Raw genomic sequence first — 23332 nt, forward strand, 5'->3', positions numbered from 1 at the left:
CAACACAACCATGAAATATTTCAAAAGCTTTGACAACTTTCTAGCGCTTGATAAAGAAAGTTGTCAAAGCTACTTTACCTCAAAAATTGGTCTCTTTTTAACAGCAAATGTTTCGGACTGCCAATAGACTGAGAGCGGTAAATCCCAGTATGACCAGAAAACAGATAAGCTGTAACGCAGGCAACCGCAATATATATTCCTGAGCTTACTCCGAAAAGCTCAACCCCCATAAAAATACAAGCTAAAGGCGTATTCGCAGCGCCAGCAAAAACGGCAACAAACCCCATTCCCGCAAGTAAGCCAAAAGGCAATGGAATAAAGAAGCTCAAAAAGCTTCCTAATGTTGCACCAATAAAAAATAAGGGGGTTACTTCCCCACCTTTAAAGCCTGCACCTAAGGTTAATGCAGTAAGGAAAAGTTTAATAAGAAAAGTACAATAAGGTTCTTGTTGTGTAAAACTTTCGGAAATAACAGGAATCCCCAAACCAATATATCGTGTTGTTCCGAGGAGGTAAATAATCAGAGTCAAGACGAAACCACCAGCAAAAGGTCTTAATGGCGCATATTTTATTCTACTAAATAAGCTAGAAATAAAATGGTTTAAAGCTGAAAAACTTCGAGCAACTAGCCCGAAAATTATTCCCGCACCCAGTGATAAAAGCAAATTGACAGTACCCATTTCTGGAACAGCAAAAATTGAATAATGCGTATGCCCAACGCCCCACATTCTGCAAACATAATCGGCAATTATAGCCGTAATAAATGAAGGTAAAATAGCTCCATAAAGAATGCTCCCGACCACAAACACTTCTAATCCAAATACTGCTCCGGCTAAAGGCGTTCCAAAAACCGAGGCAAAACCAGCACTTATTCCACAAATTAATATAATTTTCCTATCGCGAGGTTTGAGCTTAAAGATCTTGGTAAACTGATCGGCAAAGGCGCCACCAATTTGTACCGCAGTACCTTCTCGACCGGCAGAACCTCCAAATAAATGTGTAATAATAGTTCCAGCAAAAATCAATGGCGCCATTATTAAAGGAATTACCTTTTTTGGACTCTGTAATTCTTCAATGAGCAGGTTGTTTCCTTTAACAACATCTTTACCCAAGTAATGATAAGCAAGTCCGATTACTAAACCAGCGAGTGGTAAAAATGCAATAATCCAAAGGTGTTCTTCACGCCAATTAGTTGCTAAATTTAGAGTTTCTAAAAAAAGTGCAGATGCCGAACCCACAATACCACCGAGTAAGGCAGAAAGTAAAAGCCATTTTAGCGTACTTAAAAATAGGAGGCTAAAGTCGAATTTAATAAAGCGATAGATGGAAAGCAGAAAGCTATCCGTTAATTTTTTAACAGGCATTTTAAATCAATTTTTAAATAAAATCGTAGGAGTCATCAGCCTGTTTGGGCGGTTTTGGCGGTACCCCATCGCCATTACTCAAATGTATAAAAATTACAATATGTTCCAAAATCTTTAACACCTTTGTACAGCTAACTTCAAATAATGGATTTTACACCTGAAATAAAAGACAAACTAAACCAACTACAGGAAAAATACACGGCCATGGGCCAAGATATGGCATCGTATCTGGATGGATTATTGTATGCTGATTTCCTAACTTACTGGGATTACATTCACTTGGATACCCTTTTAAGTTTACAAAGCCCAAAAACACCGTTCCCTGATGAAGAAATTTTCATCATGTACCACCAAATTACTGAGCTTTATTTTAAGCTAAGTTTACATGAGTGTAAACAGGTTGCAGAACATAAGAACCTGACCGTAGGTTTTTTTACTGCTAGGGTTAAAAGAATTAATGCCTATTTTAATGCATTAACAACTTCTTTCGAGGTTATGGTTGATGGAATGGAAAAGGAGCAATTTTTGAAATTCCGAATGTCCTTATTACCTGCCAGCGGTTTTCAGTCTGGCCAATATAGAATGATTGAAATTTGTGCTACGGATTTTATTCGTTTGGTAGATAAAAGCAGAAGAGTAGAATTAAGTACAGCAACAATTGACGAACAGTTTGAACACATTTATTGGAAGTTTGGTGCAACTGAGCTTGCATCGGGCAAACAGACCTTAACTCTAAAGCAATTTATTAAAAAATATGCCGATCAATTCCTTCAATTGGCAAAAGATAGAGCTTTGACCAATTTCTCGTCACTTTACCAACAGTTTCAAGCTAATGGACATGATGTTTCTGCACTTGCAGAAGAATTGCGTAAGCTAGATCTATATGTAAATGTAGAATGGCCATTATCACACTATAAATCTGCCGTTCGTTATTTGGAAAAAGATCCAGTAGATGTTGCCGCAACAGGCGGAACCAACTGGCAAAAATATTTGCCTCCACGTTTCCAAAAAAGAATCTTTTATCCTTTCTTATGGACTGAAGAACAAATGGAAGGATGGGGTAAAGGATGGGTTCTTAGTGTACTTAAAACACTCAAAAACAAAGATTAAAATCAGAAAAAGCTATTAAAAAAGGCTGATTTTGCTTATTTTGCGAAAAATAAATAATGACGAAATTAGTGACTTATTGAACTAGAGAATGTTTATCATTCACATTCGATCAATCACTCATTCAAAATTCTTAAATAATGACCGAGACATTAGATATAAAAATCACCAAATCTGAACAAACACGTTTAGCCGTTACTGATTTTTCAGAGTTACCTTTTGGTAAGGTATTTACCGACCACATGTTTACCGCCGATTTTGAAGACGGCGAATGGAAAAACTTACAGGTTTTACCTTACGGACCAATTCCAATGAGTCCTGCAATTTCTGCACTTCATTATGGCCAAGCTATTTTTGAAGGTTTAAAGGCTTACCGCCAACCAGACGGAAAAATTAGTGTTTTCCGTGCAGATAAAAATTTCGAACGTTTTAATAAATCGGCTGATAGAATGTCTATGCCAGCGATTCCGGAAGAGATTTTTATGCAAGGTTTGGCTGCGTTAATCAATATCGACGAAAAATGGGTTCCTTCTCAAGAAAACTATGCGTTGTATATTCGTCCGGTAATGTTTGCAATGGATCCGTATTTGGGAGTTAAAGCATCTGATACCTATAAATTTGCATTACTTACTACGCCAACCGGTCCCTACTACAGCAAGGCTTTAAAGGTTAAAATTGAAACCGAATATACAAGAGCGGATGAAGGTGGAGTTGGTTTTGCCAAAACAGCAGGAAACTATGCTCGTTCACTGTATCCTTTTGAGCAAGCTAAGAAAGAAGGTTTTGATCAGTTAATTTGGACAGATTCTGTTACTCACGAATTTATTGAGGAAGCTGGAACGGCAAATCTAATTTTCGTAATTAATGGTAAATTAGTTACGCCATCTATCCGCAGTACTGTTTTAGACGGCGTTACACGCGATACCATTATTAAGTTGGCCAAAGATGCTGGAATAGAGGTTGAGGAACGCAGAGTATCTGTAAAAGAAGTAATAGAAGGAATAGAAAACGGAAGTTTAACTGAAGCTTTCGCCGCTGGTACCGCGGCAACAGTTACGCAGGTTGGAGAAATTGGCTACAAAGGCACAATTTATACACTTACTGATTCATCAACCAGACATATCTCTAATAGCATTGCACAAAAACTAAACGATATCCGTTACGGTTTGGCTCCCGATGAGTTTGGATGGAACTGGGTTTTGTAAAATTATAAACTCATTAAAATAGAACGCCCGATACATTCATTATGTATCGGGCGTTTTTTGCGTTATCGTCATGCTGAATTCATTTCAGAATCTTTATAGCATAAAAGACCCAGAAATAAATTCAGAGTAACGGTAATTTTGTTATTTATCCAAAATTACAACACCCTTAGCCTCGAAAGCCAATTCCCTTTTAGGATCAGTTATTTTTGCAACCTGATCAGCTGATTTGTGCGCATCCTCAGCGTAATGGCGTAAAGTTTCTACAGAGATTGTTTGTTTCTTCGCTACGCCATCTAATACAACCTTTTTACCTACAATATCCATCGGCATAAAGAATGCGTAATCTTTAAAAGTTACTCTCATTGGATCACCATTCGGCATTTCCAAAGTCATCCAACATCCCTTTTTCTTACACACATCAATAACCTTACCTTCAATTTTCATATCAACAGCTTTTTTATCACCCATTGCAACTTCCATCTTGGCAGCCGGTTTCACATCACCAGGCTTTACCTCATCACCAAACTTCTGGCCTTTATATTCTGATTGGGCAAATGTAAGCGCAGCGATTAAGCAAAAGCCTAGACTTAAAAGAATCTTTTTCATTGATTTATATTTTAATTAGTGTTCCAGTTTTTATCTAAAACAAAGTTATTTAAAATCTCTAAATAATTACGACAAAAAAAATCCTCGCTAGCTCTCACTAACGAGGAAAATCATCCCTATTGTTATAGATCACATCCCATGATGTACAACATATTACCTTAGGCAAATGTTAATCCAAAATTCAATTAGGTTGGTCAATAGCCGTCAAATAACTGATTATTAATAAGTTGTGAATTATTCGTGTACCATGCCAAAAAAATTAACTTGGGGTGTGTGGGGAAAATTTTCCCCATCTTGTGGAAAATTGTTGAATTTTTTCCCCAATTTTTTAGAGTCTTTAACCGAAAACAAGAGCAAAAACTTCCTCAATTTTACTTACTGCTTTAATTTCTAAATTATATTTCTCCAAATCAATCCCCATTAAATTATATTTTGAAATATAAATGATTTCAAATCCTAATTTATCTGCTTCCGCAATCCGCTGTTCGATTCTATTTACAGCTCTGATTTCTCCAGATAAACCAACTTCGGCTGCAAAACAGTTTTTAGATGAAACAGCAATATCCTGATGGGATGAAATAATGGCAATTAAAACCGCCAAATCAATCGCGGGATCTTCAACCCGAATACCACCCGCAATATTTAAGAAAACATCTTGTGTACTCAATCTAAAACCGCAACGTTTTTCCAATACCGCTAACAGCATATTCATTCTTTTGGTATCAAAACCAGTCGCAGATCTTTGTGGTGTTCCGTATGCTGCAGGACTAACCAAAGCTTGCGTTTCTATTAACATGGGCCTTGCGCCTTCTAACATTGCTGCAATTGCAATTCCACTTAATTCCTCATCACGTTGTGATAATAAGATTTCTGATGGATTGGAAACCTCTCTTAAACCTGTACCCTGCATTTCGTAAATCCCCAATTCTGCTGCGGCACCAAATCTATTTTTAATCGACCTTAAAATTCTATAAACATGGTGTCTATCGCCTTCAAACTGCAAAACTGTATCAACCATGTGTTCCAATATTTTTGGACCAGCAATGGCTCCATCTTTCGTAATATGCCCAATCAAAAAAACAGGTGTTCCGGTTTCTTTTGCAAAGCGAAGTAATTCTGCAGTACATTCTCTTACTTGCGATACACTTCCTGGAGTAGAATCTATATGTGCCGAATGCAGAGTTTGAATGGAATCTACAACCAAAATTTCGGGCTGTAAAATTTCAATCTGCTTAAAAATATTCTGCGTAGAGGTTTCCGTTAAGATATAGCAATCCGCTGAAGGGCTTTCTGTAATCCTTTCTGCCCGCATTTTAATTTGTTGCTCGCTTTCTTCACCAGATATGTACAAAAGTTTTTTACCTTTTAAATTTAAGGCAAGCTGAAGCATTAGTGTCGATTTTCCAATTCCAGGTTCGCCACCAATTAAAACTAAAGATCCTTCGACCAATCCACCACCTAAAACTCGATCGAGTTCTTTGTCGCCAGTTAAAATCCTTCTTTCGGTTGAAGATTGAATCTCATCTACCTTACTTGGTTTGCTTAGCTTTCTTGGGCTTGTATCATTTTTCCAAGTTGGAATCGCTGTTGAGCTTTTCTCTACAACCTCTTCAACAAAGGTATTCCACTGACTACATGATGGACACTTACCCAACCATTTTGCTGATTCGTAGCCACAGCTCTGACAGAAATAAGCAGTTTTTGTTTTTGCCAATTGATTTAAAATTTAGAATACGAATTTAACCTTTAGCGTTCGAAAGTGCTTTTATTTTTTTTAACATAATTTGCACTAAGCCGAATATAAGAAGCCATTAAAAGCAAAAAGCCCGATTTTAAAAAATCAGGCTCTTCGTTAATGAATTTTGTGTTACAATTTAATTTCTTCGTCTTTTGAAGAGATAAAATGAAACTCAGTTAAGTAATAGGATGGTTGAGCTTTCACTTTAATCCATTGGCCATAATTAAAGAACCAACGGCGTTGTAAGTTGAAAATTCCTTTGGTAATATAAGCCTCGATGTAAGGATGCACACAAAGTGTAATCCCTTTTTCGTTTTGCTCTCTTAAAATATAATTAAGGTTGTTCTCAATATCATCCATTAAAACGATACTCGCTTTAATTTCTCCAGTCCCATCGCAGGCCGGACATTTTTCTACCGTAACAATATTCATTTCCGGACGAACACGTTGTCTGGTAATTTGTACCAAACCAAATTTGCTCGGAGGCAATATAGTGTGTTTGGCTCTATCCAATAACATCAGCTCACGCAGATAATCGAACAGCATTTTACGGTTTGTTGGTTTGTGCATATCGATAAAATCGATTACCACAATACCACCCATATCACGCAAGCGTAACTGACGGGCAATTTCTTTAGCCGCTTCCTTATTTACCTGTAAAGCATTCTCTTCTTGATTTTCTTTACTGGCGGTGCGGTTTCCGCTATTCACATCTACAACGTGAAGCGCTTCGGTGTGCTCTACTACTAGGTATGCGCCACCTGGTAAGTTTACTGTTTTTCCGAAAGCATTTTTAATCTGCTTTTCTATTCCAAAGTGTTCGAAGATTGGTTCTTTTTGTTTGTACAGTTTAACGATTTTTTCCATTTCTGGAGAAATATCGTGTACATAAGAACGGATATCATCGTACAGCTCAGGCGTACTTACATAAACGTTTGTAAAATCAGGATTCAGAATATCACGAATTAACGTAGATGATCTGTCCATTTCTCCCCAAACTCTTTTAGCAGGTTCGGTAGAAGGCATTTTTTTAATGAAGTTTTCCCATTTAGCAATTAAATCTAAAAGATCCTTTTGCATTTCGGCAACCCCACGGCCCTCAGAAACAGTTCTGATAATTACCCCAAAATTTTGAGGTTTAATACTTTCGATAATCTTTTTTAAACGATTACGTTCGGTATTACTTTTTATTTTTTTTGATACGGATATGGTATTGGAGAATGGCACCAGTACCACATACCTGCCGGCAATTGATAAGTCGGAACTCAGTCTTGGTCCTTTAGTTGAAATTGGTTCTTTCGCAATTTGAACAGGAAGGAGCATGTTTTTACTCAGCACATCAGAAATTTTGCCTGCCTTGTTTATATCGGCTTCTAGCTTTAAATTATCTAATAATGTGCCTGTAACCGAGCCATTACGCTTGATCTTAGTTAGCTTAATTAAAGATTGTACCTGTGGGCCTAAATCAAAATAATGCAAAAACGCATCTTTTTCATAACCAACATCCACGAAGGCAGCATTCAGGCCGGGCATAATTTTTTTAATGCGGCCTAAATAAATATCGCCTACAGCGTAGTTATTATTGATTTGTTCTTTATGAAGCTCAACAAGTTGTTTGTCTTCAATCAATGCTATGGTAACTCCGGCAGGAGTCGAATTGATAATTAATTCTTTTACCAACAGCTACAGATTTTAAGGCTTTCGCCTATTAACAAATGGATAGTATACAAGAAAATATTGATGTAGCAGAAGTTTATATAATAAAAAAATCATATAAAAGTATTTAAACCTCATAGTAAATACTATGAGGTTTAATAAGCTAAATCAAGATAAGAAACTATTTTTTCTTATGTCTGTTTTTTCTTAAACGTTTTTTACGTTTGTGGGTAGCCATTTTATGTCTCTTTCTTTTTTTACCGCTTGGCATAGTTTTAAGTTTTAAATGTTTTTATTAATCTGTTAATTAATTTTTATTCTTTAGTTCGACGATCTTCTTATCAATGAAAGATGATAAGGTAGGATTTGCAGCTAATTTCTTGCTTGCTAAATAAGCATCAACTGCTTCTTTATTTCTGCCTAAATTCTCTAAAGCTGTGCCTAAATAGAAATAGGCTTCAGGAGTTGGAGCAGTTGCAATAACCGTTTTAAAACGAGGAATTGCCTTATCAAACTGACCTGATTTAATGGAGAATAATCCCAAATTCATATTAGCCTTTAAATTTTTAGGTTCTTTAGAAACAACATCTAGCAACATTGCAATACCTTGCATTGGTGCGCCTAGGCCGTTTACTATAGTTACACCTAAGCCTGTTTTAGCTTCAATGTTTGCAGAATCTTTCTCTAATGCATTTTTAAAAGATGTATTCGCTTTCTGCAATAAAGCAGGTTGCGCTAAACTATCTTGGGTACTCTCAAAAGCTTTTAAGAATCTATTACCAGAGGCCAACCAACTTGTAGAAGATGGATTTCCTTCGGCAACAACTTCTAAATAAAGCGCAGAGGGCGTAATCTGCTCCACATCATCCCACTTCTGGGCTAACTGTTTTGCCAATTCAATTTTTTCAGTGCCTTTAGCTGTTTTGTAACTGTTTTCTAATGCCGTAATATCTGTAGCTAAATTTTTATTTATTACATTTTTTGCAGCGGTAGATGAAGTTTCAATGCTTAAAACACTAGAAGAAGCAGGCGCTTGTGCCTCGGCCATTTGACCGCTAGCAGGCATTTTCCCATTTTCTTCAGTTGGTTTTACTAAACCCTTAATATCTCTTGTAAATAAGAAAGCAACAAGCAATAAAATCGCTCCAATAATGATGGTTTGTTTTAATCTGATGCTGCTATTCACTTTTTAAGATTTTAGGCTTCTACTTGGATTTTTTTTGAATTGCTCTTTACTTTATCAACAAATACTTTTGCTGGTTTAAAGCTAGGCACAAAGTGTTCTGGGATAATTATTGCAGTGTTTTTAGAGATGTTTCTGGCAGTTTTCTGCGCTCTCTTTTTAACAACAAAGCTTCCGAAGCCTCTTACGTATACATTTTCACCGCCAATCATGCTTGTTTTGATAACCTTGAAAAATGCCTCAACTGTTTCCTGTACATCAACCTTCTCAATTCCGGTTTTTGTTGATATTTCTGAAATAATATCTGCCTTAGTCATATTTACTTATTTATATATATTGTGTTTTAATATTATAACTGTTTTGGGGTTGCAAAAGTATTGCTTTTTAATGAGATAGGGAAATAAAAGATGATTTTTTTATCTGCCAACTTATCAGCGAAATGCAAGTTTTTTTTTAAACGAATAAATACACCGTAATTTGCAGCAATGACATTCCAAAATGAACTCATAAATTGGTACAACCAAAATAAGAGAGATTTGCCCTGGCGGCACACTAACGACGCATATACCATTTGGTTATCCGAAATTATACTTCAACAAACCCGTGTTGAACAGGGGCTTCCATATTTTAATAAATTCTTGGAAAATTTCCCTAAAGTTTCTGACTTTGCAAATGCAAGCGAGTCGAAAGTGTTAAAACTTTGGCAGGGTTTGGGCTATTATTCGAGAGGAAGGAACATGCATGCAACGGCACAAATCGTAATGAGCGACTTTAATGGTGAGTTCCCGACGCTTCATGATGACCTAATTAAACTGAAAGGAATTGGAGAATATACCGCAGCTGCGATTTCATCTTTTTCATCGGGAGAGGCACGAGCTGTTGTTGATGGGAACGTATTTAGAGTGTTATCCAGATATTTTGGAATAGATACACCAATCAATTCTCCGGCAGGGAAAAAGCAGTTCTTCTTGTTGGCTAACGAATTAATGTTTAAAGAAGACCCAGCGCTTTATAATCAGGCTATAATGGAATTTGGCGCAATGCAGTGTAAACCAAAATCTCCCAATTGTGGAATTTGTCCATTAAACCAAACCTGTTATGCATTAAATAACCATACGGTTAAAGATTTGCCAGTAAAAATTGGAAAAGCAGAAAAGAAGCATCGTTTCTTTAATTATTTAATCTGTACGCAGGGCGATGAAATTTTGGTAAGGGAAAGACAAGCTGGCGATATTTGGCAACATCTTTATGATTTCCCATTAATTGAAACTCAAGAATTGCCAAATTGGATGGACTCAGATTTTGAAATAATGGTTAAAGATTTATTTGGTATAAATACTGAGTTTACGCTAATAAGCTATAAAAAACACATTTTAACGCACCAAATAATACATATACAATTTTTTGCATTAAAAAATTATATATTTAACTTTAGTAAACAAAAGGAACTTAATTGGGTTTCTTTAAGTAAGTTAGATGAATTGCCGCAACCGAAGGTTATCCACGATTTTTTGGAGGATAATTTTAAGAAAAGGATGGAATAACTAACCACCTGGCTAATAACAATCTGATAAACGAAACAACTAACCAAAAATATTTTATGTCTGGTATTAACAAAGTTATTTTAGTGGGCCACCTGGGCAAAGACCCCGAGGTTCGGCATTTGGATGGTGGCGTAACTGTGGCAAGCTTTCCGCTTGCTACCTCCGAAACGTATAACAAAGATGGAAAAAGAGTAGAACAAACAGAGTGGCACAACATTGTTTTGTGGCGTGGCCTTGCAGAAGTAGCTTCGAAGTATTTACAAAAGGGAAAGCTTGTTTATATTGAGGGAAAATTAAGAACTCGATCTTTCGAAGATAAAGAAAAGGTGAAAAAATATGTTACCGAGATTGTTGCAGAAAACTTTACAATGCTGGGTAGAAAAAGCGATTTTGAGCAAAGTCCTTCTACTACGTTATCATCTTCTCAACACACAGAACCAAAAATTGATGATGAATTTACCATTCATCCATCTGATGAAAATGGAGATTTACCCTTCTAAAAATTTAAAATGAATCCGATAAAAAAAGCCTAAAATAAATTTATTTTAGGCTTTTTCTTTAATAGGTCTCGCTATCAGGCGGAATTCCATAATCCACAAATTTCTTATCCTTTTTCTCTTTCTTCTTTGTAAAGAAACCTTTAACCGAATTAAATATTGCTGAGATATGTTCGGCATCTAAAGATTTACCAACCTTGCCAGATACAAGCCCTACCGCCGCTTTAGTTAAAAATCCGGCGCCACTAAAAAGTGTTCTGTTAAGAAACATTGGCAAAATTAAAGACATTGCCGTTCCGCTTAAATTTAGCTTATCATCTACCTTAAAAAGATTGCTTGGTGTAGCATACTTTTTAATAAGTGAACCTAGCGTAAACTGATGGATAAAATTTTTGGAATCGGCTTTAAGCATATTCTGCTTAATTGTATATTCTACTTTAAGCTCGATTTTTTTTGCTTGCAAATCCTCTAGGTTTCTGATGTTTTTATAACTTCTCATCTTCTTCCTCCTTATCTGCAAGTTTATCAAAATACTTTCTAATGGCTACATTAATGATCGCTTTCTCAATGTATTTATCTTTAGTTAGATAAACACCAATAGCCAAAATAATGTAGATTAAGGATACACAACCAAAGCCCCCAGCATAACTGCCCAATACATCAGAAAGATATAAGGCCAACGTTACTGAACCGAATAAAAAAGCCAGGATAAAGCACACAATTACCGCTGTGCTGGTTACTAAATCGGCAAATATCTTCGAAGCTTTTTCTACAAGATAAAGTCTGGTATATTCTACCCTCGCTTCAAAATATCCCTTGGCATCATCTACCAAATCTTCGATACTTTTATCTTTATTTTCTTGCATAATTTAGATGTAGTTTAACCGGGCCAAAATTGCCCGGCTTTAATATTTTTTTATGCGTGCTCTACGTCGTCGCTATATTCTTCTTCAACACTTCTCAATTTGGTTTTAATTGAGCTAACAACTTTATCTTTTAAGCTTGATAAGCTATTAATTTCGTCTGCAGCCTTATCTTTAATAGAATCGCCTAAATCTTTTAAAGATTGGCTTAATTTATCACGTGTTTCTTCACCTTTTTCTGGTGCGAACAAAATTCCTAGAGCGGCACCAGCAGCTAATCCTGCTAAAAGAGCAACTACAACTTTTGAGTTATCATTCATAATATATGTATTTTAAGGGTTTAACATTTACAATATAAGTACTGCTATATTATTTTATTGTTAAGCTATAAATTATAACTCGTTATGCTCATTATTTGTTTTAATTCTTTCCAATCTTTCTGATGCAAGCGTACTGGTTTCATAAATTTTAACAAGCAAAATAAAATACGATAGTAGAAGTGGGCCAAAAACCAGCCCTAATATTCCAAATAAAGGTATACCAATAATTACGCCAATTACTGTAATTATAGGATGAATATTACCAACTTTTTTCGCTATTATAAATCTAAGAACATTATCGATATTAATGATCACCACAAAACCAAAAATTAACATGGTCCAACCTGCAAAATTATTCCCATTCGCAATTTGTAAAATAGCTGCTGGAACAAACACAACCGGCGGACCAAGTACAGGAACAAATGAAATAAAGGTGGTAATCACTCCCCAAAAGATAGGATCTTTATAACCCAGTACAAAGAACGATAAGCTTACCAAAGATCCTTGTACCAAACAGATTAATCCCTGCCCAAGTACATTGGCATAAGTTGTATTTCTCATCTCATCGCCAAACCTAAGTGCATTTTGCTCTCTAAAAGGTGCATATTTTATTAGAGAAAACTCAAACCTTTTACGCTCGATAAGCATAAAATAGAGCAAAAAGAACATTACAAGCAGGCTTAAAATAATATTTACTGCGCTAGATATTAGAGAAGGAAATAATAATGTTGCCCAATTGCCCAACCGGTTCAAACCATCTTGAATTACACTTTCATTTATTTTAACCGGAATTAAATGTTGAAGTTTTACCAGAAGATTTTTAAAAAATATTTCGTTATTTTTAAGCTCCGATATTTTACTGATCACCATCGTGCTTAAAGCATAAAATGGCAGGATAATTAGAATTATACTTATGGCAATTAACGAAATTGCGACAAATCTTCTGTTCCAACCTTTAACCTCAGCAAAATAAATATAACCCGGCCGCATAATGGTATATAGAACGAGTGTACTTAAAATTGCACTAAAAATATCCTGCAAAGAATATGCAATTAATAGCCCAAGCGCTACAATAATTACAAGATTGATGTTATTGCGTTGTTTATAGGAGAATACCGACATATTAGTTTTTTGCTTGGTACTCTTAAAATACAAAAAGGCTTTATTTTGTTTTATCCTTTTTCAGAATTCTTTCCATTTCCAAATTTGATTGCCCTTATTTTGTTATAGAGTGTTTTACGATCAATTTTTAATGCTTTAGCCGCTTTGGTTTTATTGAAATTTACTTCTTTTAGTGCGTTCAAAATTGTGTCAAATTCTGCGTCTTGAGCTGCATCTCTTAAATCTTTCGGTTTATCATAAGTTTTCATTCTCAGTTGGGCCAAAGCACTTTCATGATCGTAGTCCTTTGCAAAATTGGATAGTTCTAAGGGCAGAACATCTACTTGGATTTCGTTCCCATCTGTTAATAAGGCAACTCGCCTAATCACGTTTTTAAGCTCGCGAACATTTCCTGGCCAACCATAATTTAAGAAACAGATTTTAACGCCTTCAGAGAAACCCCTGATGTTTTTGTTAAGTTCTTGGTTGGCTATAGCTAAAAATTTATCAGCAAAAATTAAAATATCATTACCCCTCTTTTTTAGTGAAGGAATATGAATCGAAAACTCATTAAAACGGTGGTATAAATCTTCTCTAAATGTTCCTTTCAAAATATTTTCTGATAGATTTTCGTTTGTTGCAACAATAATCCTTACATCTAGATCTATTTCTTTGGTACTGCCTATTCGTTTCACCTTACGTTCTTGAACTGTTCTTAGCAATGTTGCTTGGATCTCATAAGATAAATTTCCAATTTCATCTAAAAACAGTGTACCACCATTGGCTTGTTCAAAATGTCCAATTTTTGTATAAAGTGCCCCAGTGAACGAACCTTTCTCGTGTCCAAAAAACTCACTTCCAGCAAGTTCTTTGGTAAGTGATCCGCAATCCATGGCTACAAAAGGCTTATCTCTTCTTAAACTATTTAGATGGATAGTTTTTGCCACACATTCTTTCCCAGTTCCACTTTTACCAGTTAAAATTATACTATAAGAAGTTGGGGCAATTAATTGAATTTGTTTTAAAAGTGTGCTAGAAACTTCACTCTGACCATCTATATATTCAGTATAGTTAACGTAATCAGATTCTGACTCGGCACTATTTTTTTTCCCTGATCCTTTATTATCATTAAGTGCCCGCTGTGTTTCGAGCGCTTTATTAATTGTATTTAAAATTTCATCGGGATAAAGTGGTTTTGTGATGTAATCGTAAGCACCTAGCTTAATCAATTCTACAGCAAGTTTGATATCAGAATAACCAGTTATAATGATTACTCCGGTTGTAGGATAATTTTCTTTTATTTTAATCAGAATTTCCCTTCCATCGGTATCCTCAAGACGATAATCGCAAAGCACCAAATCAAAATTTTCATTCGTAAGAATCTCCATAGCGGAGGTACCAGTTATAGCATTAGAAACTTCGAAGCCATTCCTGATCAGAAATTTTGAGAGTAAGAGTCCGATGTTTACTTCGTCGTCAATAATTAGTATCTTCTTTTTCATCAGATAAAATCTGTTTTTTTGAGCTAAAGAAAATCCTATAGACTAAGAGATATTAATTTCTGTCATAATAGGGCTTTCTAATAGATATTTAGATAACACATAATTACTCATTTATAATCAAATTGGGAAATATTTTCTACACTTTTTTTATGTAAGCATAGAATTAATAATACAAAATGTTTATCTTCCTTTAAAAACAGCCTTTCTTTTTTCTACAAAAGCAGTTACACCCTCTTTAAAATCTTCTGTTTCAAAACATTTTCCAAATTGCTCAATTTCAACCTGATATCCATCTGCATCATTTATGGAGGCAATAACAGATTTAATTGCCGCAGCTACAGCCAATGGGGCACGCATTTTAATTACATTTAAAATCTCTTCAGCTTTGCTAATTAAATCGGCTTGTGGCACTGTATAGTTAACTAATCCCATTTTTTCCGCATCAACAGCTGTTACCATACTTGCTGTAGTAATCATTTCTATCGCTTTGCCTTTACCAACCAACTGGGTTAATCGCTGTGTTCCTCCATAACCTGGAATTAATCCTAAAGTAACCTCGGGCAAACCCAATTTGGCATTGTCTGATGCAATTCTCATGTGACAGGCCATTGCCAGCTCCAAACCACCACCCAGAGCAAAACCATTAATAGCCGCAATAAAAGGTTTTGGTGAATTTTCTATCGCATTAAATACATGCTCGTGACCGTGTTTGGCTAATTCCTCGCCTTGCTTTCCATTATAATCAGAAAATTCCTTAATGTCGGCACCTGCTACGAAAGCCTTTTCACCAGCACCAGTTAAAATAACGCCACGAACTTCATCGGTTTTACCTGCAAAATCAATCACCTCGGCAAGTTCAGTTAAGGTATCTTTATTTAGCGCATTTAAGGCTTTTTCTCGATTGATGATAACGTAAAGTATATTTTCTTTTACTTCTGATAATAAATTTTGGTATGCCATAGCTTAAAAGTTTCTATTTTCTGTAACCCAATTCTGTATATATTCTACAATGCTTGCCATTGTTGTTCCTGGCGGAAACAATTCTCCAACCCCTAATTCGGCAAGCTTTACTCGATCTCCTTCCGGAATAATGCCTCCACCGGTTAACAGCACATCATCCATTTGTTTTTCTTTCATAAAATGAATAATTTTTGGAAAAACCGTCATGTGAGCGCCCGATAAGATGGAAACTCCAATAGCATCAACATCTTCTTGCAAGGCGGTATTTACAACCATTTCTGGTGTTTGGCGAAGGCCGGTATAAATAACTTCCATTCCGGCATCCCGAAGAGCGGTTGCAATTACTTTTGCACCACGATCGTGGCCATCCAAGCCAACTTTTGCAACTAAAACACGGATCGGTCGATTTAATGCTTTGCTCATAACGAATATTAAGTTGATGTAAATGTATTGATTTTTGGCAATAGACACATACGGTAAATTATGATGGATGATCTGCGTGGTTTTAACCTAAATTTTACCCAATGCATGGTGTATTTATATTTTAATCCTAGTTATAACATTGCCACAGGCTCTTAACAATTAAGTAAAGGCTAATAAACCCATAATCATTACTTAAATCTGCTCAATCTTTTTACCTTTGCAATCCTAATTTACAGGTTTTTATGAGTGAAGAGAAGTCATTGAACTTTATTGAAGAAATTGTTGAGAACGACTTAAATAGTGGCAAGTATGAAACTTTGGTTACGCGTTTCCCGCCCGAACCTAATGGTTACTTACACATTGGCCACGCGAAAGCGATATGCTTAAACTTCGGACTAACACAAAAATACGGTGGTTATACCAACCTGCGTTTTGACGATACCAACCCGGTAACAGAGAAAACAGAATATGTAAATAGCCAGCAAGAAGATATTAAATGGTTGGGTTTTAACTGGAAAAATGAATTATATGCATCAGATTATTTTGATGAATTGTATTCTTTCGCCGTTAAACTAATTGAAAAAGGTTTGGCTTATGTTGATGAAAGTTCTGCTGATGAAATTGCAACCTTAAAAGGAACACCAACAGAACCTGGTCAGGATAGTCCATATCGTAATCGTAGTGTTGAAGAGAATTTAGATATTTTCACCAGAATGAAAAATGGTGAGTTTGCTGATGGCGCTTACATTTTAAGGGCTAAAATCGATATGACCAGCACGAATATGTTGATGCGTGATCCAATTATTTATCGCATTAAACATGCCGAACATCATCGTACGGGCAACAAATGGTGTATTTACCCAATGTATGATTTTGCCCATGGCCAAAGTGATAGTATAGAAAATATAACCCATTCAATTTGTACTTTAGAGTACGTTTCACATCGTGAATTGTACGATTGGTTTATTGAGAAATTAGAGATTTTTCCTTCTAAACAATATGAATTTGCCCGTTTAAACCTTACTTCTACCGTAATGAGTAAACGCAAGTTGCTGCAATTGGTTAACGAAAATTTGGTTAATGGATGGGATGATCCGCGGATGCCTACAATTTCTGGTTTGCGCAGAAGAGGTTTTACACCAAAAAGTGTTCGTGAGTTTTGCGAGCGGATTGGGATTGCCAAACGCGAAAATTTAATCGAGTTAAGTTTACTGGAGTTTTGTATTCGTGAGGATTTAAATAAAACGGCTAATCGTGTGATGGCGGTTTTGGATCCGATTAAATTAATCATCACCAATTACGAAAAAGGCACTGAAGATTTAATTGGTGAAAATAATCCTGAAGCAGAAGGTGGAGGTGGAACTCGAGTAATTCCGTTCAGCAATGAACTTTGGATTGAGCGTGAAGATTTTATGGAAGTTCCTGCAAAGAAATGGTTCCGTTTGGCGCCAGGTGCAATGGTTCGCTTAAAGTTTGCTTATATTGTTAAGTGCGAAGATTTTGTGAAAGATGAAAATGGAAACGTTACCGAAATTCATTGTACTTATATTCCTGAATCGAAAAGCGGAAATGATACCAGCGGAATTAATGTGAAGGGTACCATTCATTGGGTGAGTGCACAGCATGCAAAAACTGCTGAAATTCGTTTGTACGATCGCTTGTTTACATCGGAAACACCGGATGCTGAAGAAGGCGATTTTAAAGATTATTTAAATCCAGAAAGCTTGACAGTTTTGCCGAATGTTTATATCGAACCTGCTTTAGCTAATGCTGATTTAGAAGGCAGATATCAGTTTATCCGTAAGGGTTATTTCTGTTTAGATAGAGATTCTACTGCTGATCAGTTAGTTTTCAATAGAACGGTAACGTTAAAGGATACTTTTAAGAAACCGAATTAAAGCCCCACCCAACCCTCCCCAGATGGGAGGGCTTTGTAAATAATACACACACGGATAAACATAGATTTATCCGTGTATTTTTTTGCCAAATTTTATGGATGCACATTTCTAGTAAGCATGTTTAGCATTTTTTAACAAATAGTTAATCAATAGATGATTAGATTGCGATAACTAATCATTCTCTATGAAAACGATCTCAACCACCCTACTCCTGTTTTTAGGATGTGCATGTTTTGCTCAATCGCAAAAACAAATTGAAAACCAAATGGCATTTGCCAAATTTTACGGTTATGTAAAATATTTTTATCCTGGTGATGATGCCGCTAAAATTGATTGGGATAAATTTGCATTGTACGGTAGTCAAAAAGTAGATAAGTGCAAAACCGCTGGCGAACTTAAAGACAGTTTAAATGCCCTTGCCAAAGTGCTAATGCCAGGTGTAAAAATAATATCTACAACTGAAAAAACAACTTTTCCTTCACATTTAAAGCCTAAAGACACTGTTGGTTATCAAGAAATAAGCTGGCAACATTTGGGCGTAGGGCTACTTAAGGATAAACGAAGTTTATATCAAAGTGCCAGAACAAATAGACAAACTGTTTTTAAAACTGATTTTACAGGATTTGGTAATTTAAGTGCGTTTACGGAAGCTAAAGATATGAAGGGAAAAACATTTATATTCAGTGGCAAAGCCAAAATGATAAAAGGAGATGGACAAGGGCAACTTTGGTTTAGAGTTGATAAGGAAAATGGCAAGACGGGTTTTTTCGATAATATGGATAGTAGGCCCATTTTAAGCAAAGAATGGCAAAATTTTGAAATAAAAGGAACCACTGATCAGGATGCAAAACAAATTGTTTTTGGTGCATTTCTTTTAGGCACGGGAAAACTTGCAGTTGATGATATTACACTTAAAGTTGAGGGCAATGAAGTTTATAAAAGAGATTTTGAAAATGAAATGCCTGGCAATGAGCCTAAAACAATGGCTTTCGCAACAGCAAGATCTAATGTATCCAATGCGAAATATTCGTTCATTGTGAATGCAGATAATCAAAACAAATTTATTGAAATTGGTGGGCCTGAAAATGTAAGCAGTAAAGAATTTCTGGATATTAAACCTTTTGAAAGACACGCGAGCTTTGGTGAGTATATTGATAAGCCCATTCATAAAGATTTAAAAATATTTCTTCCAATTGTACTATACGGAAATAAAAGGCAAACTTTCCCATCAAGCGATAGCCTTAAAGTTAAGTTAGTTTTGAATAAAATAAATGGTATTGGCAAAGATCAACTTAGAATTGCAAATCCCTACTTAAGAATTGGTAATATTATTAACACATGGAATATATTTCAACACTTTTTCCCATATTTTGATATCGCAAAAACAGATTGGACAAATGATTTAAAAGAGGCTTTAGCAGAAAGTTACCAAGACCAGAACACTTTGGAATTTGCAAATACGCTAAGAAAAATGACTGCCAAATTAAAGGATGGTCATATAAGTGTTTGGTATACAGGCAATATTAGCCAATATTATCCGCCATTTGCATGGGAATGGGTCGGAAATAAATTGGTGATCAATTCCGTAATGGATTCCAGCCTGAAACTTAAAAGTGGCGATATTGTTGAGAAGATAAATGGCGAAAATGCGCACGAATACTTTAATAAAATTCATCAATACATCTCGGCTGCAACTCCTGGTTATTTAAATCATCGGGCTCAAACCGAATCTCTAATTGGAGAAAAGGACACACCTTTTAGTATTGTTTTGGCAAGCGGACAAGAAGTAAACTCACTAAGGAAAATTCATTCATCTGCGTATGGATCATATCTCCCTAAGCAAGATACGATTAAGTCGCTTGGCAATGATATTACCTACATCAGCATTAGTAATGCTAAAATGAAAATGATTAACGACTCTATCGGGTTATTAAAAAAAAGTAAAGCTATTATTTGCGACTTGAGAGGATACCCAACAGACAATACAGGGCTTATTGAATATCTTATGGTTAAAGATGATACTTCCTCCAGATGGATGCAAATTCCACAAATTATATACCCCGACCAGGAAAAATCCATCACTTATCAATATGAACGATGGCCATTAAAAGCCCAGTCTCCGCATTTGACCGCCAAAATATTTTTCTTGATAGATGGGCGTGCCATTAGTTATGCGGAGAGCTATATGAGCTTTATAGAACATTATAAGTTAGCCACAATTATTGGTCAGCCTACAGCGGGCACCAATGGAAATGTTAATAGTATTCAGTTGCCCGGGGGTTATAGCATGTGGTTTACAGGTATGAAAGTTTTAAAACACGATGGTTCTCAGCATCATGGAATAGGCATATTACCCAATATTTTGGTAGATAAAACAGTAAAGGGAATAAGTGAGGGGAGAGATGAGATTTTAGAAAGGGCTATAAAAGAAGCTTCAAAATAAAAAATGGCTTGCAAAATAATTTGCAAGCCATTTTTCTAATATTTCATGTAAACATTATACAACACCAAAATATCCACAGGAGTTAAAGTTTTGGTTATATCTGATTGTATAAAATGAATCTTGAAAGCCTCAATAGCCGCCGGCAAATTTGTTGTATTATAACCAATGTATTTTAATGCCATTTCCGTATTAAAATCTACTGGTGGATTTTTTAAAATATCATCATACCAAAAACCAAATCCCTTATCAGCTAATTTTTTCCAAGGAAAATTTTTCGGATCATTTTTACGCCCTGGCGCAATATCTGCATGACCAATAAAATTTGCCGTCGGGATATTATAGGTTTTCTTTAAGGTAGCTAAAAGCTTAATTAAACTATTAATCTGAGCATCTGGCCAAGGATCTGTTAGTCCGTTATTGTCTAATTCAATCCCGATAGAAGAAGAATTTAAATCGGTATCCTTACCCCATTTGCTTACGCCCGCATGGTTTGCCCTTAAATAATCGTTTACCATGTGCACAACTTTACCATCGCGACTGATTACGTAATGTGCACTTGTTGCGGCTCTTGTAGAATGGAAAGTTTTTATCGTTTGCTCCAAACTATCTTGTGCAGTATGGTGAATAATTACAAAATTTGGCTTGCGTATCCCAAAATTTACAGAACCAACCCAAGTCTGGTTTGTTGCTTCCACAGAATCGTAAAGTTGGCCTTCTGGTGGGGTACTGCTAATTATTTTAGAGAAATCTTTTGCCTTTAGTTTATAGATCTTTTCTGTGGCTGCGTATTTATTCGTGCTGCAAGCTGATAAAAATAATGCAGCAAGGATTAGAAAAATTGATGGTGATTTTACAGATAACATGACATTTTTATTAAAGGAATGAAGTTACGAAAGTATGCTAAAATTAATCCTTTGCATCAAACTTTATACAAAGCTTTTAAATTTTACTAATTTAGAACCCAATATACTTTTACAATGAAAAACATATACAAATCAAGCCTATTTTTATCTGCAATTGCCGTTTCTACAGGATTTTTTTCAGCGTGTACAAATACATCAAAACCAACTGAAGACAAAGCAGTTGTAGTGCAAAAAGACAGTCTTGTTGATTACGTTGCGCAACGTTTGCCTATATATGAAAGGGTCAAACTTTCAACAAATATTAATCAGTTGAGTGTTAATGACCGTAAAATTCTGCCCCTGCTGATTCAGGCTGCAGAAATTATGGATCAGTTATATTGGAAGCAAGCTTATCCGCAACGCGATAGTTTATTGGCAACAATCAAGGATGAAAAAACCCGTGATTTTGTTAACATTAATTATGGCCCGTGGGATCGATTGAATAATGAAAAACCCTTCGTTACTGGTGTAGGCAAGAAACCAGAAGGCGCATCTTTTTATCCTTATGGAATAACTAAAGAGGCGATAGAAAAATCAGATTTGAAAGATAAATTTGGTGCATATTCAGTCATTCAAAAAGATAGTTCGGGAAAATTGAGTACCGTTCCCTACCATATTTTATACGCTTCCGAGCTTCAAAGGGCTTCTTCCTTATTAAAGCAGGCAGCGCTAATTGCAGAAGATGCCGGCTTAAAAAAATATCTAAATTTAAGGGCTGATGCATTGGTAACCGATAATTTCACAGCTTCTGATTACGCTTGGTTGGATATGAAAACCAATGGATTGGATATTATTATTGGTCCGATAGAAAATTATGAAGACAAGCTTTTCAATGCTCGAACCAGTTATGAGGCTTATGTTTTAGTGAAGGATAAGGAATGGAGTAAGCGCTTGGCGAAGTATGTAAAAATGCTTCCCGATTTACAAAAAAATCTTCCAGTAGCTGCTAAATACAAAACCGAAACTCCGGGAACGGATTCTGAATTGAACGCTTATGATGTGGTTTATTATGCAGGCGATTGTAACGCAGGCTCCAAAACCATCGCCGTAAATTTACCAAACGACGAAAAAATTCAACAGGAAAAAGGTACTCGCCGTTCTCAGCTGAAAAATGCAATGAAGGCCAAGTTTGACAAAATTTTACTTCCTATTTCGAAGGAATTAATAGAAGCTGATCAGCAACAATATATCAAGTTCGATGCCTTTTTTGCAAATGTGATGTTTCATGAAGTTGCTCATGGTTTAGGAATCAAAAAAACAATCACTGGCAAAGGTTTTGTTCGCGAAGCATTAAAAGAACAGTATAGTTGGTTGGAGGAAGGCAAGGCAGATATTTTAGGTTTGTACATGGTAACCGGTTTGATTAAAAAGGGTGAGTTGCAAGGCGATATAAAGGATTATTATACCACTTTTATGGCTGGCATTTTGCGCTCCGTACGTTTTGGAGTTTCAGAAGCACATGGAAAAGCGAATATGCAATGCTTTAATTATTTTAAAGAAAAGGGTGCTTTTGAACGTACAGCTAAAGGAACTTACAAAGTAAACTTCGATAAATTTGCTACTGCGATGAATGATCTGAGCTCATTTATTATTACGCTACAAGGCAATGGCGATAAAATTGCTGTCGAGAAAGCTCAAAAAACGATGGCTATAATTCCTGCCGAATTAAAAGCTGATTTAGATAGATTAACAAAGAAAAACATTCCAGTCGACTTAGTTTTTGAACAAGGTGTTGATGTACTTGGAATGAAATAAAATATAATAAAATCTATAACAAGCTAAGAGGCTGTATCAAAAGTCAAAATTCAGGAAGAGTTACCAAATTAAATTTTGTAATTGATTTTTACCTCACCCTGTTAAAGTTTTTTGCTTTAGCTAGTGTTGTGCTGTCCCTCTCCTTGAAGAGAGGGATTTAATGGCCTTTGAGAGAAACCCAAGGGTTAAAATAACAGTCTTTCGTTTCCCTCTCTTCAAGGAGAGGGATGCGATGCCAACCCAAAAACCACAAACTTTCATAGGG

At 35.8% G+C, this 23332-nt stretch carries 21 protein-coding genes and 1 riboswitch; of the genes, 7 read left to right on the forward strand and 14 right to left on the reverse strand.

Translation table 11 applies throughout. The features are described 5' to 3' along the window. Positions 1-74: 74 nt before the first annotated feature. Positions 75-1364 (reverse strand): voltage-gated chloride channel family protein, encoded by a 1290-nt coding sequence (locus H7U22_RS15510; protein ID WP_187072252.1) that lies wholly within the window; start codon positions 1362-1364, stop codon positions 75-77. A 19-nt stretch (positions 1365-1383) separates the two neighbouring features. Next, positions 1384-1446: riboswitch (Fluoride riboswitch) on the reverse strand. 62 nt (positions 1447-1508) lie between these two features. On the opposite strand from H7U22_RS15510, the gene H7U22_RS15515 reads away from it, so the two are divergent. Together H7U22_RS15515 and H7U22_RS15520 are read left to right on the forward strand one after the other, a co-directional pair. After that, entirely contained in the window at positions 1509-2474 is a 966-nt protein-coding gene (locus H7U22_RS15515; protein ID WP_187072253.1) for a tryptophan 2,3-dioxygenase family protein, read from the forward strand. Positions 2475-2611: 137 nt separating this feature from the next. Beyond that, complete coding sequence (locus H7U22_RS15520) at positions 2612-3676, forward strand: branched-chain amino acid aminotransferase (protein WP_187072254.1); 1065 nt, start codon at positions 2612-2614, stop codon at positions 3674-3676. A 141-nt stretch (positions 3677-3817) separates the two neighbouring features. On the opposite strand, the gene H7U22_RS15525 is transcribed toward H7U22_RS15520, so the two are convergent. From H7U22_RS15525 to H7U22_RS15545, 5 genes are all read right to left on the reverse strand, one after another. Beyond that, entirely contained in the window at positions 3818-4282 is a 465-nt protein-coding gene (locus H7U22_RS15525; protein WP_187072255.1) for a DUF4920 domain-containing protein, read from the reverse strand. A 337-nt stretch (positions 4283-4619) separates the two neighbouring features. Further along, complete coding sequence (gene radA, locus H7U22_RS15530; RefSeq protein WP_187072256.1) at positions 4620-5996, reverse strand: DNA repair protein RadA; 1377 nt, start codon at positions 5994-5996, stop codon at positions 4620-4622. A gap of 153 nt (positions 5997-6149) precedes the next feature. Continuing rightward, on the reverse strand, positions 6150-7700 hold the full coding sequence (locus H7U22_RS15535; RefSeq protein WP_187072257.1) for an Rne/Rng family ribonuclease: 1551 nt from the start codon (positions 7698-7700) through the stop codon (positions 6150-6152). A gap of 283 nt (positions 7701-7983) precedes the next feature. Next, complete coding sequence (locus tag H7U22_RS15540) at positions 7984-8862, reverse strand: tetratricopeptide repeat protein (protein ID WP_187072258.1); 879 nt, start codon at positions 8860-8862, stop codon at positions 7984-7986. Positions 8863-8873: 11 nt separating this feature from the next. Beyond that, a complete protein-coding gene (locus tag H7U22_RS15545) occupies positions 8874-9176 on the reverse strand; it encodes an HU family DNA-binding protein (protein WP_109928658.1) in 303 nt (100 codons plus the stop codon). A 168-nt stretch (positions 9177-9344) separates the two neighbouring features. On the opposite strand from H7U22_RS15545, the gene mutY reads away from it, so the two are divergent. Together mutY and H7U22_RS15555 are read left to right on the forward strand one after the other, a co-directional pair. Further along, positions 9345-10403, forward strand: a complete 1059-nt coding sequence (gene mutY / locus H7U22_RS15550; RefSeq protein ID WP_187072259.1) for an A/G-specific adenine glycosylase — start codon at positions 9345-9347, stop codon at positions 10401-10403. 56 nt (positions 10404-10459) lie between these two features. Continuing rightward, positions 10460-10903, forward strand: coding sequence for a single-stranded DNA-binding protein (locus H7U22_RS15555; RefSeq protein ID WP_187072260.1), 444 nt, complete (start codon positions 10460-10462; stop codon positions 10901-10903). Positions 10904-10961: 58 nt separating this feature from the next. Here H7U22_RS15555 and H7U22_RS15560 read toward each other — a convergent pair whose 3' ends face one another. The 7 genes from H7U22_RS15560 to H7U22_RS15590 all read right to left on the reverse strand — a co-directional run bounded on the left by H7U22_RS15560 (position 10962) and on the right by H7U22_RS15590 (position 16069). Further along, positions 10962-11399 (reverse strand): hypothetical protein, encoded by a 438-nt coding sequence (locus H7U22_RS15560; protein ID WP_187072261.1) that lies wholly within the window; start codon positions 11397-11399, stop codon positions 10962-10964. Then, positions 11386-11766: a phage holin family protein gene (locus H7U22_RS15565; RefSeq protein WP_187072262.1), complete on the reverse strand. Its 381-nt coding sequence runs from the start codon at positions 11764-11766 to the stop codon at positions 11386-11388. The genes H7U22_RS15560 and H7U22_RS15565 overlap by 14 nt, the downstream gene beginning before the upstream one ends. A gap of 50 nt (positions 11767-11816) precedes the next feature. Further along, positions 11817-12083 (reverse strand): YtxH domain-containing protein, encoded by a 267-nt coding sequence (locus H7U22_RS15570; RefSeq protein WP_187072263.1) that lies wholly within the window; start codon positions 12081-12083, stop codon positions 11817-11819. 72 nt (positions 12084-12155) lie between these two features. Next, entirely contained in the window at positions 12156-13205 is a 1050-nt protein-coding gene (locus H7U22_RS15575; protein WP_187072264.1) for an AI-2E family transporter, read from the reverse strand. Between the two features lie 50 nt (positions 13206-13255). Beyond that, positions 13256-14686 carry a sigma-54-dependent transcriptional regulator gene (locus H7U22_RS15580; protein WP_187072265.1) on the reverse strand — a complete coding sequence of 477 codons (1431 nt, stop codon included), beginning with the start codon at positions 14684-14686 and terminating at the stop codon, positions 13256-13258. Between the two features lie 180 nt (positions 14687-14866). Further along, positions 14867-15646, reverse strand: coding sequence for an enoyl-CoA hydratase/isomerase family protein (locus H7U22_RS15585; RefSeq protein WP_187072266.1), 780 nt, complete (start codon positions 15644-15646; stop codon positions 14867-14869). Positions 15647-15649: 3 nt separating this feature from the next. After that, entirely contained in the window at positions 15650-16069 is a 420-nt protein-coding gene (locus tag H7U22_RS15590; protein ID WP_187072267.1) for a cobalamin B12-binding domain-containing protein, read from the reverse strand. A 242-nt stretch (positions 16070-16311) separates the two neighbouring features. Here H7U22_RS15590 and H7U22_RS15595 point away from each other — a divergent pair, with 242 nt between their 5' ends. Together H7U22_RS15595 and H7U22_RS15600 are read left to right on the forward strand one after the other, a co-directional pair. Next, entirely contained in the window at positions 16312-17967 is a 1656-nt protein-coding gene (locus H7U22_RS15595) for a glutamine--tRNA ligase/YqeY domain fusion protein (protein ID WP_187072268.1), read from the forward strand. 184 nt (positions 17968-18151) lie between these two features. Further along, the gene (locus H7U22_RS15600) at positions 18152-20410 is read left to right on the forward strand and encodes a S41 family peptidase (protein ID WP_187072269.1); all 2259 of its coding nucleotides are present in this window, start codon (positions 18152-18154) and stop codon (positions 20408-20410) included. Between the two features lie 35 nt (positions 20411-20445). Here the strand turns inward: H7U22_RS15600 and H7U22_RS15605 are convergent, their stop codons facing one another. Beyond that, the gene (locus H7U22_RS15605) at positions 20446-21273 is read right to left on the reverse strand and encodes an N-acetylmuramoyl-L-alanine amidase (RefSeq protein WP_187072270.1); all 828 of its coding nucleotides are present in this window, start codon (positions 21271-21273) and stop codon (positions 20446-20448) included. Between the two features lie 114 nt (positions 21274-21387). Here H7U22_RS15605 and H7U22_RS15610 point away from each other — a divergent pair, with 114 nt between their 5' ends. Further along, complete coding sequence (locus H7U22_RS15610) at positions 21388-23067, forward strand: dipeptidyl-peptidase 3 family protein (RefSeq protein WP_187072271.1); 1680 nt, start codon at positions 21388-21390, stop codon at positions 23065-23067. Positions 23068-23332: the final 265 nt, after the last annotated feature.

Source organism: Pedobacter fastidiosus (assembly GCF_014306625.1).
Lineage (GTDB): Bacteria > Bacteroidota > Bacteroidia > Sphingobacteriales > Sphingobacteriaceae > Pedobacter > Pedobacter fastidiosus.